The sequence below is a fragment of the Bradyrhizobium sp. LTSPM299 genome (assembly GCF_000938235.1).
In the GTDB taxonomy this organism is placed as follows: Bacteria; Pseudomonadota; Alphaproteobacteria; order Rhizobiales; family Xanthobacteraceae; genus Bradyrhizobium.
The window spans coordinates 1-16,534 of sequence record NZ_JYMU01000059.1; the positions used below are offsets into that span (position 1 = coordinate 1).

A 16,534-nucleotide genomic window follows, 5' to 3' on the forward strand; every position below is an offset into this window, starting at 1 on the left:
ATGGGAGCCGTCGCCTAACAGATTGGCCGGCCGGCGGGTTCGCCCACCGGCCGACCCGGAAGCTGCAAGAGCAGATGGAGCAATCGGTCGATCAACGATGCGAGACAGTCCGTGGGACCCATTGGCCGTCAACAGGTCGCGGGGTTGTTTGGAGCTCGCGTCGCGCAACCCATCTTGGCCAGCGATCAATGTGCGTCGCATCAACAGGCCGGACATATGGATGCAAGCGTTCCGATCTACTCACAAAGCTCTTGTGCCACGGGGGCCGTCCACATATGGGTCCCGGCCTTCGCCGGGACGACGGCTGTGGGTATGGCGCAATCCCCTTGACAATTGTTTTAAGTATAAAATAATATCCGGCATCGGCTCGCCGGGAAATGCGCCGTCCGAGCCAAGGGCCCCGGCAGCCAATAACGGGAGATCGCCATGCGTATCGTTTGCATCGGAGGCGGGCCGGCCGGGCTTTATTTCGGCATCCTGATGAAGATGCTGGATCCCGCGCACGAGATTTCCGTGGTCGAGCGCAACCGGCCCTACGACACGTTCGGTTTCGGCGTGGTATTCTCGGATGCGACCATGGACAACATGCGCAAATGGGATCCGGTCACCGCTGATACGATCGAGCAGGCCTTCAACCATTGGGACGACATCGAGGTCCTGATCAAGGGCCGGCGGATGCGCACGTCGGGCCACGGTTTTGTCGGCATCGGCCGCAAGCGGCTGCTCAACATCCTGCAGGCGCGGGCCGAGGAACTTAGCGTCGAGCTGGTCTTCGAGCGCGACGTGAATTCCGACCTGGATTTCCCCGATGCCGACCTGATCGTCGCTGCCGACGGCGTCAACTCGAAGATCCGCACCAAATATGCGGAAGAATTCCGGCCCGACATGGTGATGCGGCCGAACCGCTATATCTGGCTCGGGACCAACCGGCCGTTCGACGCCTTCACCTTCGACTTCCGCAAGACCGAGCACGGCTGGTTCCAGGCACATATCTACAAGTTCGAGGACGGCGCGGCGACCTTCATCGTCGAGACCACCGAAGAGGCCTATCTCGCCCACGGCCTCGACCGGATGGACCCGGACGCCTCGATCGATTTCTGCGAAAAAGTGTTTTCCGAAATTCTCGAGGGGCATTCGCTGGTCTCCAATGCGCGCCATCTGCGCGGCTCGGCCTGGCTGTCGTTCCCGCGGCTGATCTGCGGCAAATGGACCGCGTTCAATGGCAACAGCCATGTCGTGCTGATGGGCGATGCCGCGCACACCGCGCATTTCGCGATCGGCTCGGGGACAAAACTGGCGCTGGAAGACGCGATCGAACTGACCAACCAGTTCAAGACCCATGGCGCGAGCAAGGGGAGCATTCCCACCGTTCTCGCCGCCTATGAGGAGCTGCGCCGGGTTGATGTGGCGCGGATCCAGAACGCGGCGCGCAACGCGATGGAATGGTTCGAGGTGGTCGGCTCGCGCTATGCCGATACGCTGGAGCCGGAACAGTTCATGTATTCGCTGCTGACGCGCTCGCAGCGCATCAGCCACGAGAATCTGCGGCTGCGCGACAAAACCTGGCTCGAAGGCTATGAGCGCTGGTTTGCCGGGCAAAGCGGATTGCCCGAGACCAACGACCGGGTCACGCCGCCGATGCTGACGCCGTTCCGGATTCGCGGGCTGTCGCTGCATAACCGCATCATCGTTTCGCCGATGGCGATGTATTCGGCCGAGGAGGGTGTGCCGACCGATTTCCATCTGGTGCATTTCGGCTCGCGTGCGCTCGGCGGCGCCGGGCTGCTGTTCACCGAGATGACCTGCGTGTCGCCGGAAGCGCGGATCACGCCCGGTTGCTGCGGCCTGTGGAACGACGCGCAGGCATCAGCCTACAAGCGGATCGTCGATTTCGTGCACGGCAATTCGCAAGCGCGGATCGGGATCCAGCTCGGCCATGCCGGCCGCAAGGGCTCGACCCGGGTGGCCTGGGAGGGCATGGACGAGCCGCTGCCTGACGGTAACTGGCCGCTGGTATCGGCCTCAGCCGTTCCCTATCTGCCCGACGGCCAGGTGCCGGAGCCGATGACCCGTGCCGAGATGGATGAGGTGCGCGAGCAGTTCGTCGCGGCCGCCAGGCGCGCGGCGAAGGCCGGCTTCGATCTCCTGGAGCTGCACTGCGCTCACGGCTATCTGCTGTCGAGCTTCCTCTCGCCGCTGACCAACCACCGCACTGACGCGTATGGCGGATCGATCGAGAACCGCGCGCGCTATCCGCTGGAGCTGTTCCGCGCCATCCGTGCGGTGTGGCCCGAGGACAAGCCGATGTCGGTCCGGCTGTCCTGTCACGATTGGGCGGAGGGCGGCAACACGCCCGAGGATGCGCTCGCCTTCGCAAAGCTGTTCAAGGACGCCGGCGCCGACCTGATCGACTGCTCATCGGGGCAGGTCTGGGCCGACGACCATCCGGTCTATGGCCGGCTGTACCAGACACCCTTCGCCGACAAGATCCGCAACGAGGTCGGCATCGCCACCATCGCCGTCGGCGCGATCTCGGAGGCCGATCACGCCAATTCGATCATCGCCGCCGGCCGCGCCGATCTCTGCGCCATCGCCCGGCCGCATCTCGCCGATCCGGCCTGGACGCTGCATGAGGCTGCCAAGATCGGCGTCAAGTCGATCGTCTGGCCGAAGCAGTATCTGTCGGGCAAGCCGCAATACGAGGCCAATCTCAAACGCGCCGCGGGAGCGAAGCCATGACACGGTTCTGGCCCAACGCCCATGCGCTTGTGACCGGCGCCGGTTCCGGCATCGGCGCCGCAACGGCGATCGCGCTGGCAAAGGCCGGCGTGCGTGTCAGCGTGGCCGGGCGCCGGATCGAGGCGCTGAAGGCCACCGCCGCATTGCTCGGGGACCGCACGGGCGCCGTCGTCGCGATCGATGTGACCGACGAAGCCGCGGTGGCCGCCGGCGTTGCACGGATCGAATCCGAGGCAGGCCCGATCGATATCCTCGTCAACAATGCCGGCAAGGCCGCCAGCGCGCCGTTCGACAAGACCAACGCAGCGCTGTGGGCGGACATGCTCGCAAGCAACCTCACCAGCGTGTTCCTGGTGACGCATGCGGTGCTCCCGGGCATGGCGCAGCGTGGACGCGGGCGCGTCATCAACGTTGCCTCGACCGCGGGCCTCACCGGCTACGCCTATGTCTCGGCCTATGTTGCGGCGAAACATGGCGTGGTCGGGCTCACGCGGTCGCTGGCATTGGAATATGCGCGGCGCGGCGTCACCGTGAATGCGGTGTGTCCGGGTTACACCGACACGCCGCTGGTGGCGGATGCCGCCGCCAACATCGTCGCAAAGACCGGGCGCAGCGAAGACGAGGCGCGCGCGGCGCTGGCAAAGGTCAATCCGATGCAGCGACTGGTGACGCCGGAGGAGGTGGCCGACGCCATCCTCTGGCTTGCATCCGAGAGCGCATCGTCAATCAACGGACAAGCCGTCGCTGTTGCCGGCGGCGAAGTCCTCACCGGGTAAAGGAAACATCATGTCCGAGATGAAAGCAAAGCTCCGGCCGTTCAGGGATTATCCCGCAAAGCATTTCCGCTGGGCGACCGACGAGACCGGCCGCGTCGCGACCATCACGCTGAACCGCCCGGACAAGAAGAACCCGCTGACCTTCGAATCCTATGAGGAGCTGCGCGACCTCTTCACCAATCTCAGATCCGCATCCGATGTCCGCGCGATCGTGCTGTCCGGCGCTGACGGCAATTTCTGCTCCGGCGGCGACGTGTTCGAGATTATCGAGCCGCTGACGCGGATGGCGATGCCGGATCTGCTCGCCTTCACCCGCATGACCGGCGAGGTGGTGCGCGCGATGCGCAAATGTCCGCAGATCATCGTTTCCGCGATCGACGGCATCTGCGCCGGCGCCGGGGCGATGCTGGCGCTCGCGTCCGACCTTCGCCTTGCGACGCCGCAGGCCAAGACCGCATTCCTGTTCACCCGCGTCGGCCTCGCCGGGGCCGACATGGGCGCCTGCGGCCTGCTGCCGCGCGTGATCGGGCAGGGCCGTGCTGCCGACCTGCTCTACACCGGCCGCGCCATGAGCGCCGAGGAAGGTTTCTCGTGGGGCTTCCACAATCGCCTTGTGCCGGCGGCCGAACTTTCGAGCGCCGCGCATGAGTTGGCGCGCTCGCTCGCTGATGGTCCCTGGTTCGCGCATGGGGTGACGAAAACCATGTTCAACCAGGAATGGGCGATGGGCGTCGACGAGATGATCGAGTCCGAAGCGCAGGCGCAGGCGATCTGTATGGTCACGGGTGATTTCCGCCGCGCCTTCGAGGCGTTCGCCGCCAAGCAGAAACCAGTCTTCGAGGGCAATTGAGATGAGCGAGATCCTGCAACCGGACGGTTGGGCGAAGCCGAGCGGCTACGCCAACGGTGTGGCCGCACGCGGCAAATCCATCTTCATCGCCGGCCAGATCGGCTGGAACGGGCAATGCGTGTTCGAGACCGACGATCTGGTCGCGCAGATCGGGCAGACCCTGCGCAACATCGCCGCGGTCGCTGCCGCCGGTGGCGCCGGGCCTGAGCACATCGTGTCGATGACCTGGTTCCTGCTCGACCGCAAGGAATACTCCGCGCGGCTGAGGGAGATCGGCGGCGTCTATCGCGACGTGATGGGCCGGTGCTTTCCGGCGATGACGGCGATCCAGGTGTCGGGCCTGATCGAGGACCGCGCCAAGGTGGAAATTCAGGCGATCGCGGTGGTGCCGGATTAAGCATTTCGGAAACAGGGACATTAACCTAAGGGGCGGATGGCCGCACGAGGGGAAACGAAGGCGACAAACTGGCTTGCGGCGGGGCGAGGGGCCATGCGACCCTAGGCGCAGTGTAAAAACGTCGTGTTGTCAGTGGAGTAAGGGACGATGAAGGCGATTATCGTCGGAGGCGGAGTAGGAGGCCTCACCACCGCGCTGATGCTGCGCGCACGCGGCATCAGTTGCGAGCTTTACGAGCAGTCCGACACCATCCGCGAGCTCGGCGTCGGCATCAACACCCTGCCGCATGCGATCCGCGAGCTGGCGGGGCTTGGCCTGCTGGACAAGCTCGACGAGGTCGCGATCCGCACCTCGGAGCTGTTCTATCTGACGCGCCATGGCCAGCAGGTCTGGCACGAGAAGCGCGGGCTTGATGCCGGCCATGACGTTCCACAATTCTCGATCCATCGCGGCCGGCTGCAGGGCGTGATCCACCAGGCGGTGATCGACCGTCTCTGCGCGGACGCGATCCGCACCGGCTGCCGGCTCGGCTCGTTCACGCAGGACGAAGGCGGCGTGTCGGCCTATTTCTTCGATCGCAGTGGCGCGCATGTGCACACCGCGCGCGGCGATATTCTCATAGGTGCCGACGGCATTCACTCCAAGGTGCGGCAGACGCTGTTTCCGGGCGAGGGCGGGCCGTGCTGGAACGGGTTGATGCTGTGGCGCGGTGCTACAGATTGGCCGGCGTTCCTGACCGGGCGCTCGATGATCATCGCCGGCGGACTGAATGCGAAGGCGGTGATCTATCCGATCGCGCCGGGGTCGAGCCCGGCCAGTCGCCTCACCAATTGGGCGGTGCTGGTGCGGATCGGCGACGGCTCGTCACCACCGCCGCGCCGTGAGGGCTGGTCTGTCCTCGGCCGGCGCGAGGAGATGATGCCCTATGTCACTGGTTTCACGATTCCGCAGGTTGATTTCGCCGGATTGATCGGGGCTACGCCGGAGTTCTGGGAGTATCCGTGCTGCGACCGCGATTCCTTGCCCTACTGGTCGAGCGGCCGCGTCACGCTGCTCGGCGACGCCGCGCATCCGATGTATCCGGTGGGCTCGAACGGCGCGTCGCAGGCCATTCTGGATGCGCGATGCCTGGCGGATGCGCTGGCGCGGTCGGAACATCCGCGCCAGGCGCTGGTTTCCTATGAGCGACAGCGCCTGCCGATGACCGCCGACATCGTTGCCTCCAACCGCCGCGGCGGACCGGAGGGCGTGATCGATGCGGTCGAGCAGCTCGCACCGCAGGGATTCACCGACGTCGATACCATCCTGAATTACGAGGCGCGCGAGGCGATTGTGCGTGGCTATGCGGCGAAGGCCGGCTTTGCCGCGCGCGTGGTGGCGCGGCAGTAGGAGGGTAGGGGCCCATCCGCGTCATTGCGAGCGAAGCGAAGCAATCCATCTCCCCGCGCGTGTGGAGGGATGGATTGCTTCATCGCTTCAGCGCAAAATTGCTTTACAATTTTGTCGCGAGCTCCTCGCAATGACGGGGCTGAGATGCGATTGGAAAATTACGCCGGCGGCGGCGGCAGGAAGTGGATGTTGTGTTCGGCGGCGAGCCGCACCACGTCATCCGGGGTCTGCTCCTTCATGTTGTGGATCGCCCAGAACAGGTCGTAGAGCCTCCTGGTCGGCGACACCCAGAACAGTGTCTTCGCAGGCTGCTGCGACTTGTTGAAGATGCCGTGCGGCTTGCCCATCGGCAGGCGCACGAGGTCTCCCGGAGTTGCGGACTCGTCGGCGCCATCGAGAAAGAAATCGAGTTTGCCCTCGAGGATATAGAGGTACTCGTCCTGGTCGGGATGGATATGCGGTGGAACGAAGGTGCCCGGCGGAAACGTCGCGTGCCACGAGAAGGAATGCTCGCTGCGGGTCTTCGGCACATAGGTCTGGCCGAGGATGTTCCAGGAAATGCCCTGGATGCCCTCATTGGCGCGGGTGATGCCGGCGATCTCGTCTTTCATGATCGTGTTTCCTCCTCGATTCTGTTTGACGCGTTTTCTTCACGCGAACCGGTGCCCACTTCGCTTGAAAACGCTTTGAGTGATTTACTTAGCGACGCAGTCCTTGGCGTAGCGATCGCCGTAATCCGAAAACACCTTTTCGACGATCTCGGTCTGGAACTTGCCGTCCGGCCGCTTCGCGACCTTGGTGAGATAGAAATCCTGGATCGGATAGCCGTTGGCGCTGAATTTGAAGTTACCGCGCAGCGAGGTGAAGTCGGCCTTCTTTAGCGCGGCCGCGACCGCGTCCTTGTTGGAGAGGTCGCCCTTCACGGCCTTGACGGCGCTGTCGATCAGCATCGCCGCGTCATAGGCCTGCATGGCGTAGGTGCCGGGCACGCCGTTATAGGCGGCCTCATAGGCCGCGACGAATTTCTTGCTTTGGGGATTGTCGAGGTTCGGCGCCCAGTTCGCGCCGCCGAACATGCCGACCGCGGCGTCCTGCTGCGCGGGCAGGGTGGATTCGTCGACGGTGAAGGCGGACAGCACCGGCAGGGTGGCGCCGGCCTGCTTGTACTGCTTGACGAGGTTCACGCCCATGCCGCCCGGCATGAAGGTGAACAGCGCGTCCGGCTTCAGCGAGGCGATCTTGGAGAGTTCGGGCTGGAAATCCAGCGTGCCCAACGGCGTGTAGGACTCCTCGACGATCTCGCCCTTGTAGTCGAGCTTGAAGCCGGCGGCGGAGTCGCGCCCGGCCTGGTAATTCGGCAACAGCAGATAGACGCGCTTGTAGCCGCGGTCCTGCGCGACCTTGCCGAGGACCTCGTGGACCTGGTCGTTCTGGTACGACGTGACATAGAAGAACGGGTTGCATTCCTTGCCGGCGTAGCTCGACGGCCCGGCATTCGGGCTGATCAGGAAGGTCTTGTTCTCGGTGACCGGGCGATGGATCGCCTGCAGGATGTTGGAGAAGATCGGGCCGACCACGAAGTCGACCTTGTCGCGCTCCAGCAGCCCGCGCACCTTCGTCACCGCGCCGTCCGGCTTAAGTTCGTCGTCGGCGTTGACGATTTCGACGTCGCGGCCGGCCATCTTGCCGCCGAGGTCCTTGATCGCGAGCGCAAAACCGTCACGCACCTGCTGACCGAGCGCCGCGGCCGGTCCCGACGTCGTGACGATCACGCCGATCTTGATCTTCTCCTGCGCGGCCGCCGGCGTGATCGCGACGCCAAGCACTGCCGCCAATCCCGCAAACTTCGTCAATCGTTTCATGTGACTCCCCCAACCACCGCTATGTCCTCGGCTCAGCTTATTCTGACGACCGTGACCGCCGCAAGCGATGTGGCATTGCATCAGGACGAAGCTTGCGCGCCGTGCAGGCGCCAGCCATGCAAGCGTCGCGCCAATTGCTTGAAGGTTAAAGAAACTGCCAAAACCGGTCCGCAACATTAGTTCGATTCGCAATTGTCCTTGCCGCGCGCCGTAAATTGCTTGAAGCTCAAAGCAATCAACCCGACCAGGAACAGCCGCAAAGGCACGATTGCCGCATGATCCTCGATTCCGAAACTAAAGCCGTCGAACTGCCCGATGACCACGGCACCGAGCTGCGCCTGTGGCTCCGCCTCCTGACCTGCACCACGCTGATCGAAAGCGAGGTCCGCGGCCGGCTGCGCGAGCGTTTCGATGTCACGCTGCCACGCTTCGACCTGATGGCGCAGCTCGACAAGGTGCAGGACGGCATGACGCTGTCGGACTTGTCCCGGCGGATGATGGTCTCCAACGGTAACGTCACCGGCCTGGTCGACCGCCTGGTTGAATCCGGCCATCTCGATCGCCGCACCTCGGAAACCGACCGCCGCGTGCAATTCATCCGGTTGACCAAGCTCGGCCGCGCCGAGTTCCGCAAGATGGCGGCCGAGCACGAGAAATGGATCGCCGATATCTTCGGTGACCTTTCGCCGAAGGATATCCGCGAGCTGATGAAGTTGCTCGCCAAGGCCAAGGGCTCGGCGCAGCGGTCCGCCAAGGCGAGGACGACTTAAGCAGATCGAGCAAGCGATAGGATTTTCCGATTTCCACTCTTGCGCCAAATTATTTTAAGTATAAAATGATTTTCGATCGGAACGCTGCCGGGCGTCCTCGATATTGGTGTTCTCGATTTTGGTCTTGGCCTTTCTGGATGGAAAGCAAGGGGCAATCGAATGTCAGGTGAATTTCCCGGGCTTGGCCCATCGGGGCATGTCGACGATTTCGCACGGCGCAATCTGCCGCCGGCGGATCAATGGCCGCAGCTGCTGCTCGACCGGCCGGAATTCAAATATCCCGACTATCTCAACGCCGCGGTCGAATTGACCGATCGGATCGTCGAGCAGGGCATGGGCGATCGCATCGCGCTGATCGGCAACGGCCGCCAGCGCACCTACAAGGAATTGACCGACTGGTCGAACCGCCTGGCGCATGCGCTGGTGGAGAACTACGGCGTCAAACCCGGCAACCGCGTGCTGATCCGCTCGGGCAACAATCCGGCGCTGGTGGCGGCGTGGCTTGCCGCGTCCAAGGCCGGCGCGGTCGTCGTCAACACCATGCCGATGCTGCGCGCAGGTGAGCTCGCAAAAATCATCGATAAGGCCGAAATCGCGCTGGCGCTGACCGACAGCCGCATCGCGGATGAACTGGTCGCTTGCGCCAAGACCAGCAAATTCCTCAAGCAGGTCGTCAATTTCGACGGCACCCAGAACCACGATGCCGAGCTTGATCGGATTGCGCTGAACAAGCCGGTGAAGTTCGATGCGGTGAAGACCGGCCGCGACGACGTCGCGCTGCTCGGCTTCACCTCAGGCACCACCGGAGAGCCGAAGGCGACGATGCATTTCCACCGCGATCTCCTGATCGTCGCGGACGGTTACGCGAAGGAAGTGCTCAAAGTAACGCCGGACGACGTCTTCGTCGGCTCGCCGCCGCTTGCCTTCACCTTCGGCCTCGGTGGTCTCGCGATCTTTCCGCTGCGCTACGGCGCGACCGCGACGTTGCTGGAGAACGCGGCGCCGAGCGAGATGATCAGGATCATCGAAACCCACAAGGCGACGATCTGCTTCACCGCGCCGACCGCCTATCGGGCGATGATGGCCGCGATGGACAAGGGCGCCGATCTGTCGTCGCTGCGGCTTGCGATCTCGGCGGGCGAGACGCTGCCGGCGCCGGTGTTCGAAAGCTGGACGGCGAAGACCGGCAAGCCGATCCTCGACGGCATCGGCAGCACCGAATTACTGCACATCTTCATCACCAACCGGGTCGGCAGCGCCGTCGGCGGGACAACCGGGAATCCGGTCTCCGGCTATGAGGCCAGGATCGTCGATGAGGACATGAACGAGTTGCCGCCGGGCACGGTCGGCAGGTTGGCGGTCCGCGGCCCGACCGGCTGCCGCTATCTGGCCGACAACAGGCAGACGAAATATGTGCGCGATGGCTGGAATATCACCGGTGATGCCTTCGTCAGCGACGAGAACGGCCGGCTGTCGTTCGTCGCCCGCGCCGACGACATGATCATCTCGGCCGGCTACAACATCGCCGGGCCCGAGGTCGAGGCCGCGCTGCTCGGGCATCCCGACGTCGCAGAATGCGCTGTGATCGGTGCGCCTGATGTGGAGCGCGGGCAGGTCGTCTCGGCCTTCGTCGTGCTGAAGCCGGGTGCGCGCAACGACGATGTCGAGGTCAAGCTGCTGCAGGATCACGTCAAGGCAACGATCGCGCCGTACAAATATCCTCGCGCGATCGCCTTCGTCGATGCGCTTCCGAAGACGCAGACCGGAAAGATCCAGCGCTTCAGGCTGCGTGAGGCGAGTTGAGACCCTGGATCAGTGCGCGGCGCCACCGCCCGCGGTGCCCTTGGGTTTTCCCGTCAGCAGGATCGCGATTGCGGCAAAGACCAGCACGATGCCGATCACAGCGAAGGTGTCGCTGAAGCCAAGCACCAGCGCCTGGCGCTTAACGATACCGCCAAGGGCTACGATCGCCTGCTGATGCGCGGTGGCGGGGTCGGAGATGCCGTGGCTGAGGAAGTAATTGGTGATCTCGGTGATCCGGCTGCGCACCTCCTCGCGGCCGAGGTCGACGGACTGGCCGATGATGTTGGAGTGGAACTGCTCGCGCTTGGTGACGATGGTGGCGAGCAGCGCGGTGCCGATCGCACCGCCGAGGTTACGCATCATGTTGGAGATGCCGGAGGCCGCTGCGGCATCCTGCGGCGCGACACTGCCGAGGCTGACGGCGGACAGCGGCGCCAGCATCAGCGCCTGGCCGATGGCGCGGACGATGTTCGGGACGAAGAACTGGTCGCCGGAATAGTCGAGCGACATCGAGATGTTCATGAAGGATGAGACCGCGAACAGCATCATGCCGACAAAGGCGATGAAGCGGGCATCGAAGCGCTGCATCAGCTTCGGGACCAGCGGGATCAGGATCAACTGCGGCAGCCCGGTCCAGGCCAGCACCTGGCCGATCTGCTCGGCGTTGTAGCGCTGCACCTGGCCGAGATAGGCGGGCAGCAGGTAGACCGAGCCGAACAGCGCGAAGCCGACGAACACTGACGCGAGGGTGCCGAAGCCGAAGCTGCGCTGGGTGAGGAGCCGGAGCCGGATCAGCGGCTTCTCCACGACCAGCTCGATCCAGACGAACAGTGACAGACTGACGGCAGCGGTGACAGCAAGCTTGACAATGAAGGGCGAGCCAAACCAGTCGTCCTTGTTGCCCTCTTCCAGCACCGACTGCAGCGCCGAGAGCCCGATCGCCATCGTCACGATGCCGAGCCAGTCGCCCTCGCGGAGCAGCTTGAGTTGCATCGGCTGCCGCTCGATCGTGAAATAGAGCGTCGCGACCATCACCGCGGTCGGGATCACGTTGACGAAGAAGATGGTCTGCCAGCCGTAGTTCTCCGTGAGATAGCCGCCGATGGTCGGGCCGATGGCCGGGGCAAAGGTCACGGCCAGCGCGAACATCGCAAGCCCGATCGGCTGCTGCGGCTTCGGCAGCTTGGTGAACACCAGCGTGAAGGCCATCGGGATCAGCACGCCGCCGAAAAAGCCCTGCAGGCCGCGCATCGCGATCATCGACGGCAAATCGTGGGTGAAGGCACAGGCCACCGAGAAGATCGCAAACAGCGTGGCGTGGACCAGAATGATCTTGCGGAAGGAGAACACCCGGGTGAGGTAGTCGGTGAGCGGGATCACCACGATCTCGCCGATCAAATACGACGTCGAGATCCAGGAGCCGTTGTCGACGCCAGTGCCGATGCCGCCCTCGATATTGAGCAGCGAGGCGTTGGTGATCTGGATGTTGAGGATCGCCATGAACGCGCCGATCATGGCCGCGAACACCGAAATCCAGACCACCGGGCTGGCGCGGTTGGGATCGACTGCTACGGCGGTGGCGCGGGGCAAGGCAGCAGGGGATGAGAGGGCAATATCTGACATGGCATCACCTATTTGGCATTACCTATTTGAACGAGGCGACAGCAACCTTCGGCGCGGTGTTCGAGCGCGGCGCGTCAGCAGGGCGCGACAGCGTCGCGATGGTTGGGATCACGGACATGCCGGGCCGCAATTCGACGGGGGTGGCGTCGAGTGCGATCTTCACGGGAATGCGCTGCACCACCTTGGTGAAGTTGCCGGTTGCGTTGTCCGGCGGCAGCAGCGCGAATTCCTGGCCGCTCGCCGGTGCAAGACTGTCGACATGACCGCGCACGACCTGGCCGGGGAACATATCGACCGCGATCTCTACCGACTGGCCCTTGCGGACGTCGGTCAGCTGGGTCTCCTTGAAATTGGCGATCACATAGGCGCCGGTGGCCGGCACCAGCGACATCAATTGCGTGCCGGCCTGCACGAACTGGCCGGTGCGCAGCGTGCGGTTGCCGACGACGCCGTCGATCGGCGCTGATATCGTGGTGTAGCCAAGATTGAGCTCGGCCTGATGCTGTAGCGCTGACGCACGTGCGGACGCCGCCTCGGCCTGGACGATATCGGCCTTGAGCAGTTCGACCTGCCGCAGGGCCGAAGCGAGGTTAGCGGTATCACGGGCAATCCCGGCCTGTGCGCTGGCGTAGCGCGACTGCGCCTGCTGTGCATTCTGGACGCTTCCGTAGCCGGTGCCGGCAAGGTCGGTGTAGCGCTTGTTTTCCTGTTCGGCGAAAGTCTGAGTCGCGGTGTCGACCGCGAGCGTCGCCCGGGCGGCCTCGATCACGGAGTGTTGCACGTCGAGCTGGGCGCGCTTGCTGGTGATCGCGGCCTCAGCCGCGGCGACGTCGGCCTTGGCCTGATCGAGTGCGACCTTGAAATCGCGGTCGTCGATCCGCGCCAGCACCTCGCCGGCGTGCACGTGCTCGTTGTCACCGACCAGCACGTCACTGAGATAGCCGGAGACTTTTGGCGCGATCGTCGTGTTGTCGGCCTTCACATAAGCGTCGTCGGTGGACACGAGGAAGCGGCCCACGGTCCAGTAGTCCCAGCCGTACCAGGTTGCACCCGCGAGCGCCGCGACCGCGGCGCCGGCCAGAAGGACCCTGCGAAGCTTGCCTTTCGCATTGGCGGGAGGTGTGGGAGTCGCTTCCGGATTCGCGACTATTTGCTTGGCGGTCTCGGCTGGAACCTGGCTTTCGGCCTTGAATGACGTCGAATGGTGGCTCATGGCGGCGCTCCCGATTGCTCTATCCCGCTGTAAAATCTCGCCAATCTCGGCCAATGGTCACGCGGGATAATTTGGAAACTTGATATTTTCCAAAATAGACCCTATGTTGGGACTGTCAATAGAATGACAGGCATCATTTAAAAGCATGGCTCGGAAGACGGCATGGGCGTGAAGGGCAAAGAGCAGTCCGGCGGAGACGACGCTCCTGATACGGGGCGGCGCGGGCGCGGTCGGCCACAGCTGCGCTCGGACGAGGAGACGCGCGCCGTCATCTATGATGCTGCGCGGCAGGAGTTCGCGGCCCGCGGTTTCGCTGCGGCCAACATCGCCGACGTGGCCTGCCGCGCGGGTGTCTCGACCAAGACGCTCTATCGCCTCGTCCCAAACAAGATGGCGCTGTTCGAGGCCATGGTGACGGACCGGATGGACTGGTTCGTCTCCAAGGTGAATCTGGGCGCCTGCGACGGCCGCGATATCGAAGCCGCATTGCAGGCGGCGCTGTTGGCCTGCGCCGACCTCGTGCTCGATGGCGACGTCATCGCCATGCAACGCATCATCCTGGCCGAGAGCGACAAATTCCCTGCGGTCGCCGAGATGTTCTACGAGAAGGCGATGCGACGCAGCGTCAGCTCGCTGGCGGCGTGGCTGGGCATCCAGCAGAAGCGCGGACGGATCGTGCTCGACGACGCCGAGTCCGCGGCCGGCATGCTTCTCGGCATGCTCGTGTTCCAGCCGCAGCGCGATGTGTGGTACGGGCACAGGCCGCTGCCGCAGCACGATGAACTCGAAGCACGCGCCAAGAAATGTGCGGCGCTCTTCCTGTGGGGATGTGCGGTGCGTTCCGATCAGGTCACCAAGAGGAGCGAAGGCCCATAATGGCTGAACCTGATACGACCTACACGATCGAGGCGGAGATCTCGCGCGACGACAAAGCCAAATGCGAGGACGTGCTGACGCGCTGGATGGCAGCGCTCAATCGCTACGACGCGTCAGCCATGGACACGCTGATGCACTTCCCGCATGTGCGGATCGCCGGCGGCGCGGTCACCGTCTATCAGCAAGCCGGCAACAATCCGATGGACCTGTTCGAGCGGCTGCGGAAGCAGGACGGCTGGCATCACAGCGCATGGAATGAGACGAAGCTCGTCCAGTCCTCACCGGTGAAGGCGCACTATGCGCTCCGTTACACGCGCTATCGCGAGGATGGCTCTGTGATCGGCGTCTATGATTCCCTTTACGTGCTGAGCCTGCTCGGCGGCGCCTGGAAAATCCAGAGCCGCTCGAGCTTCGGACCCTAGGCCAGGGCGAGAGCCGTTAGTTGCCCGACAGTGGTGCGGCAGGCTGGGCCAGGACCTGGCGGATCATCCGGGCCAGGTCGGATTTGCGATAGGGTTTTGGCAGCAGCGTCACGCCGGGATCGAGACGGCCGTGATGGAAGATCGCGTCTTCGGTATAGCCTGACGTGAAGAGCACGCGCACCGAGGGGTGCTTCGCCAGAATCGCGTCCGCCAGCTGCCGGCCGTTCATGCCGCCGGACATGATGACGTCCGTGAACAGGACGTCGCAGACAAATCCCTTGTCGACCGCGGCCAATGCCTCGGGGCCGTTGGCGGTAACCATGGCGTGGTAGCCGAGCTGCGCGAGCTGGGCGCTGACGTAGTTGCGCACCAGCGAGTCGTCCTCGACGACCAGGATCGATTCGTTGCCGCCGCGGGCGTCGACGAGGGGCGGCGGCTCGACATCAATGATGTCGCCGCTGCTGCGCGGCAGATAAAGCTTGATCGAGGTACCGTGGCCCTCTTCAGAATAGATCTTGAGGTGCCCGTTGGACTGCTTGACGAAGCCGTAGACCATGCTGAGGCCAAGGCCGGTGCCCTTGCCGGTGTCCTTGGTGGTGAAGAACGGCTCGAACACCTTTTCTCTGATGGCCTCGGGGATTCCGGCGCCGGTGTCGCTGACCGCGACCATGACATATTCACCCGGCCTCACATCCACATTGGCGGCGGCATAGGTCTCGTCGAGGATGACGTTGCTGGTCTCGAGCATCAGCTTGCCGCCGTCCGGCATCGCGTCGCGCGCGTTGAGCGCGAGATTGAGCAGCGCCGTCGACAGGTGGTTGGGATCGATGAAAGCCGGCCATGCATCGCCCTCGAGCGACGTTTCGATCTCGATCTGCTCGCCGAGCGAGGGGCGCAGCAGCCGCGCGGTGTCGGTGACCAGCGTGTTGAGATCAGCCTCGCGCGGTTGCAGCGGCTGCTGTCGCGAGAAGGCAAGCAGGTGTTTTGTGACCTCGGCGCCGCGTGCGGCCGCATCGCCGATCATGTTGGTGACGGACGTCAAATTCGGATCGTGCGCGACCGCGTCGGCGAGGATGTCGATCAGGCCGGTAATCACCGTCAGGATGTTGTTGAAGTCGTGCGCGATGCCGCCGGTGAGGTGTCCGACCGCTTCCATCTTCTGCACCTGGCGCAGCTTCTGCTCGGCTTCGAGCTGCTCACGGGCAACCTCGACCTCGCGGGCGCGCATGAAGATTTCGGCTTCCATCTGCTCGGTGCGCTCGCGCAGCCGGTCTGCCAGCCTGTCCTGTTCGGCGCCTCGCTGTTTCAGCTGGATGAATTCGGTGACGTCCTCGACGCGGTGAATGATGTAGCTGAACTGCCCGCCCGGTCCCAAGACCGGCGAATTGCGCGGGCTCCAGAAGCGCTCCTCGAAGCCGCCGCCCTCGGCTTCGGGCTTACGGATGTCGTACTTCTGGACCGGCATCGTATCGGGCCGCCGGAACTGGACGACGCGTTCAAGCGAGGCCCGCAGGTTCCGCACCCCGTCGGCAGCCGGATCGTCGGGATTGTCAGGGAATATCTCGAACAGTCCGTGCCCGAGGATCGCGGCGCGCTCGGTCTTGGTGGCGCGCAGATAGGCGTCGCTCACCGCCACGATGCGAAACTCGGGCGCCGTCAGCACCAGATAGAGGCCAGGGGCCGCCTCGAACAACGCCTTGAAGTCAGGCATGGGCGGGGTTGGGCTGTGCAGTTGATCCTCCTTCGCAGGAGCATGTCCGACGGCGCGTTGATCGTTGCCAAAAATGTGGCACGCGTCTTGACGAAGCGCAATG

14 protein-coding genes are annotated in these 16,534 nt (G+C 63.9%); 9 read left to right on the top strand and 5 right to left on the bottom strand.

The window, feature by feature from the left end; genetic code table 11:
• The first annotated feature begins 426 nt into the window (after positions 1–426).
• The 5 genes from UP10_RS30435 (at position 427) to UP10_RS30455 (ending at position 6,151) form a co-directional block, all read left to right on the top strand.
• Positions 427–2,739, top strand: a complete 2,313-nt coding sequence (locus UP10_RS30435; RefSeq protein WP_044590901.1) for a bifunctional salicylyl-CoA 5-hydroxylase/oxidoreductase — start codon at positions 427–429, stop codon at positions 2,737–2,739.
• Positions 2,736–3,515 (top strand): SDR family NAD(P)-dependent oxidoreductase, encoded by a 780-nt coding sequence (locus UP10_RS30440; RefSeq protein WP_044590902.1) that lies wholly within the window; start codon positions 2,736–2,738, stop codon positions 3,513–3,515. The genes UP10_RS30435 and UP10_RS30440 overlap by 4 nt, the downstream gene beginning before the upstream one ends.
• A 10-nt stretch (positions 3,516–3,525) precedes the next feature.
• Positions 3,526–4,365, top strand: coding sequence for an enoyl-CoA hydratase family protein (locus UP10_RS30445; protein WP_044590903.1), 840 nt, complete (start codon positions 3,526–3,528; stop codon positions 4,363–4,365).
• Position 4,366: 1 nt separating this feature from the next.
• Positions 4,367–4,762, top strand: a complete 396-nt coding sequence (locus tag UP10_RS30450) for a RidA family protein (protein ID WP_044590904.1) — start codon at positions 4,367–4,369, stop codon at positions 4,760–4,762.
• 147 nt (positions 4,763–4,909) lie between these two features.
• Complete coding sequence (locus UP10_RS30455) at positions 4,910–6,151, top strand: flavin-dependent oxidoreductase (RefSeq protein WP_044590905.1); 1,242 nt, start codon at positions 4,910–4,912, stop codon at positions 6,149–6,151.
• Between the two features lie 158 nt (positions 6,152–6,309).
• Here UP10_RS30455 and UP10_RS30460 read toward each other — a convergent pair whose 3' ends face one another.
• Both UP10_RS30460 and UP10_RS30465 read right to left on the bottom strand, forming a co-directional pair.
• Positions 6,310–6,762: a cupin domain-containing protein gene (locus tag UP10_RS30460; RefSeq protein ID WP_044539961.1), complete on the bottom strand. Its 453-nt coding sequence runs from the start codon at positions 6,760–6,762 to the stop codon at positions 6,310–6,312.
• Between the two features lie 84 nt (positions 6,763–6,846).
• Positions 6,847–8,013, bottom strand: coding sequence for an ABC transporter substrate-binding protein (locus UP10_RS30465; protein WP_044590906.1), 1,167 nt, complete (start codon positions 8,011–8,013; stop codon positions 6,847–6,849).
• 275 nt (positions 8,014–8,288) lie between these two features.
• Here UP10_RS30465 and UP10_RS30470 point away from each other — a divergent pair, with 275 nt between their 5' ends.
• Both UP10_RS30470 and UP10_RS30475 read left to right on the top strand, forming a co-directional pair.
• Entirely contained in the window at positions 8,289–8,783 is a 495-nt protein-coding gene (locus tag UP10_RS30470; protein WP_044539854.1) for a MarR family winged helix-turn-helix transcriptional regulator, read from the top strand.
• Between the two features lie 159 nt (positions 8,784–8,942).
• A complete protein-coding gene (locus tag UP10_RS30475) occupies positions 8,943–10,586 on the top strand; it encodes an AMP-binding protein (RefSeq protein WP_044590907.1) in 1,644 nt (547 codons plus the stop codon).
• 9 nt (positions 10,587–10,595) lie between these two features.
• Here UP10_RS30475 and UP10_RS30480 read toward each other — a convergent pair whose 3' ends face one another.
• Both UP10_RS30480 and UP10_RS30485 read right to left on the bottom strand, forming a co-directional pair.
• Positions 10,596–12,209 (bottom strand): DHA2 family efflux MFS transporter permease subunit, encoded by a 1,614-nt coding sequence (locus tag UP10_RS30480; protein ID WP_044590908.1) that lies wholly within the window; start codon positions 12,207–12,209, stop codon positions 10,596–10,598.
• A gap of 22 nt (positions 12,210–12,231) precedes the next feature.
• Positions 12,232–13,422, bottom strand: coding sequence for an HlyD family secretion protein (locus UP10_RS30485; protein WP_044590909.1), 1,191 nt, complete (start codon positions 13,420–13,422; stop codon positions 12,232–12,234).
• A 162-nt stretch (positions 13,423–13,584) separates the two neighbouring features.
• Between UP10_RS30485 and UP10_RS30490 the strand changes: the two genes are divergently transcribed.
• Together UP10_RS30490 and UP10_RS30495 are read left to right on the top strand one after the other, a co-directional pair.
• Positions 13,585–14,298, top strand: coding sequence for a TetR/AcrR family transcriptional regulator (locus UP10_RS30490; protein WP_044590910.1), 714 nt, complete (start codon positions 13,585–13,587; stop codon positions 14,296–14,298).
• Positions 14,298–14,720: a DUF6841 family protein gene (locus UP10_RS30495; protein WP_044590911.1), complete on the top strand. Its 423-nt coding sequence runs from the start codon at positions 14,298–14,300 to the stop codon at positions 14,718–14,720. The genes UP10_RS30490 and UP10_RS30495 overlap by 1 nt, the downstream gene beginning before the upstream one ends.
• A 16-nt stretch (positions 14,721–14,736) precedes the next feature.
• Here the strand turns inward: UP10_RS30495 and UP10_RS30500 are convergent, their stop codons facing one another.
• Positions 14,737–16,431 carry an ATP-binding protein gene (locus tag UP10_RS30500; RefSeq protein WP_156180378.1) on the bottom strand — a complete coding sequence of 565 codons (1,695 nt, stop codon included), beginning with the start codon at positions 16,429–16,431 and terminating at the stop codon, positions 14,737–14,739.
• Between the last annotated feature and the right edge of the window lie 103 nt (positions 16,432–16,534).

Coding starts and splice junctions, on each gene's coding strand:
- UP10_RS30435 (WP_044590901.1), top strand. CDS start 427: ATGCGTATCGTTTGCATCGGAGGCGGGCCGGCCGGGCTTTATTTCGGC.
- UP10_RS30440 (WP_044590902.1), top strand. CDS start 2,736: ATGACACGGTTCTGGCCCAACGCCCATGCGCTTGTGACCGGCGCCGGT.
- UP10_RS30445 (WP_044590903.1), top strand. CDS start 3,526: ATGTCCGAGATGAAAGCAAAGCTCCGGCCGTTCAGGGATTATCCCGCA.
- UP10_RS30450 (WP_044590904.1), top strand. CDS start 4,367: ATGAGCGAGATCCTGCAACCGGACGGTTGGGCGAAGCCGAGCGGCTAC.
- UP10_RS30455 (WP_044590905.1), top strand. CDS start 4,910: ATGAAGGCGATTATCGTCGGAGGCGGAGTAGGAGGCCTCACCACCGCG.
- UP10_RS30460 (WP_044539961.1), bottom strand. CDS start 6,762: ATGAAAGACGAGATCGCCGGCATCACCCGCGCCAATGAGGGCATCCAG.
- UP10_RS30465 (WP_044590906.1), bottom strand. CDS start 8,013: ATGAAACGATTGACGAAGTTTGCGGGATTGGCGGCAGTGCTTGGCGTC.
- UP10_RS30470 (WP_044539854.1), top strand. CDS start 8,289: ATGATCCTCGATTCCGAAACTAAAGCCGTCGAACTGCCCGATGACCAC.
- UP10_RS30475 (WP_044590907.1), top strand. CDS start 8,943: ATGTCAGGTGAATTTCCCGGGCTTGGCCCATCGGGGCATGTCGACGAT.
- UP10_RS30480 (WP_044590908.1), bottom strand. CDS start 12,209: ATGTCAGATATTGCCCTCTCATCCCCTGCTGCCTTGCCCCGCGCCACC.
- UP10_RS30485 (WP_044590909.1), bottom strand. CDS start 13,422: ATGAGCCACCATTCGACGTCATTCAAGGCCGAAAGCCAGGTTCCAGCC.
- UP10_RS30490 (WP_044590910.1), top strand. CDS start 13,585: ATGGGCGTGAAGGGCAAAGAGCAGTCCGGCGGAGACGACGCTCCTGAT.
- UP10_RS30495 (WP_044590911.1), top strand. CDS start 14,298: ATGGCTGAACCTGATACGACCTACACGATCGAGGCGGAGATCTCGCGC.
- UP10_RS30500 (WP_156180378.1), bottom strand. CDS start 16,431: ATGCCTGACTTCAAGGCGTTGTTCGAGGCGGCCCCTGGCCTCTATCTG.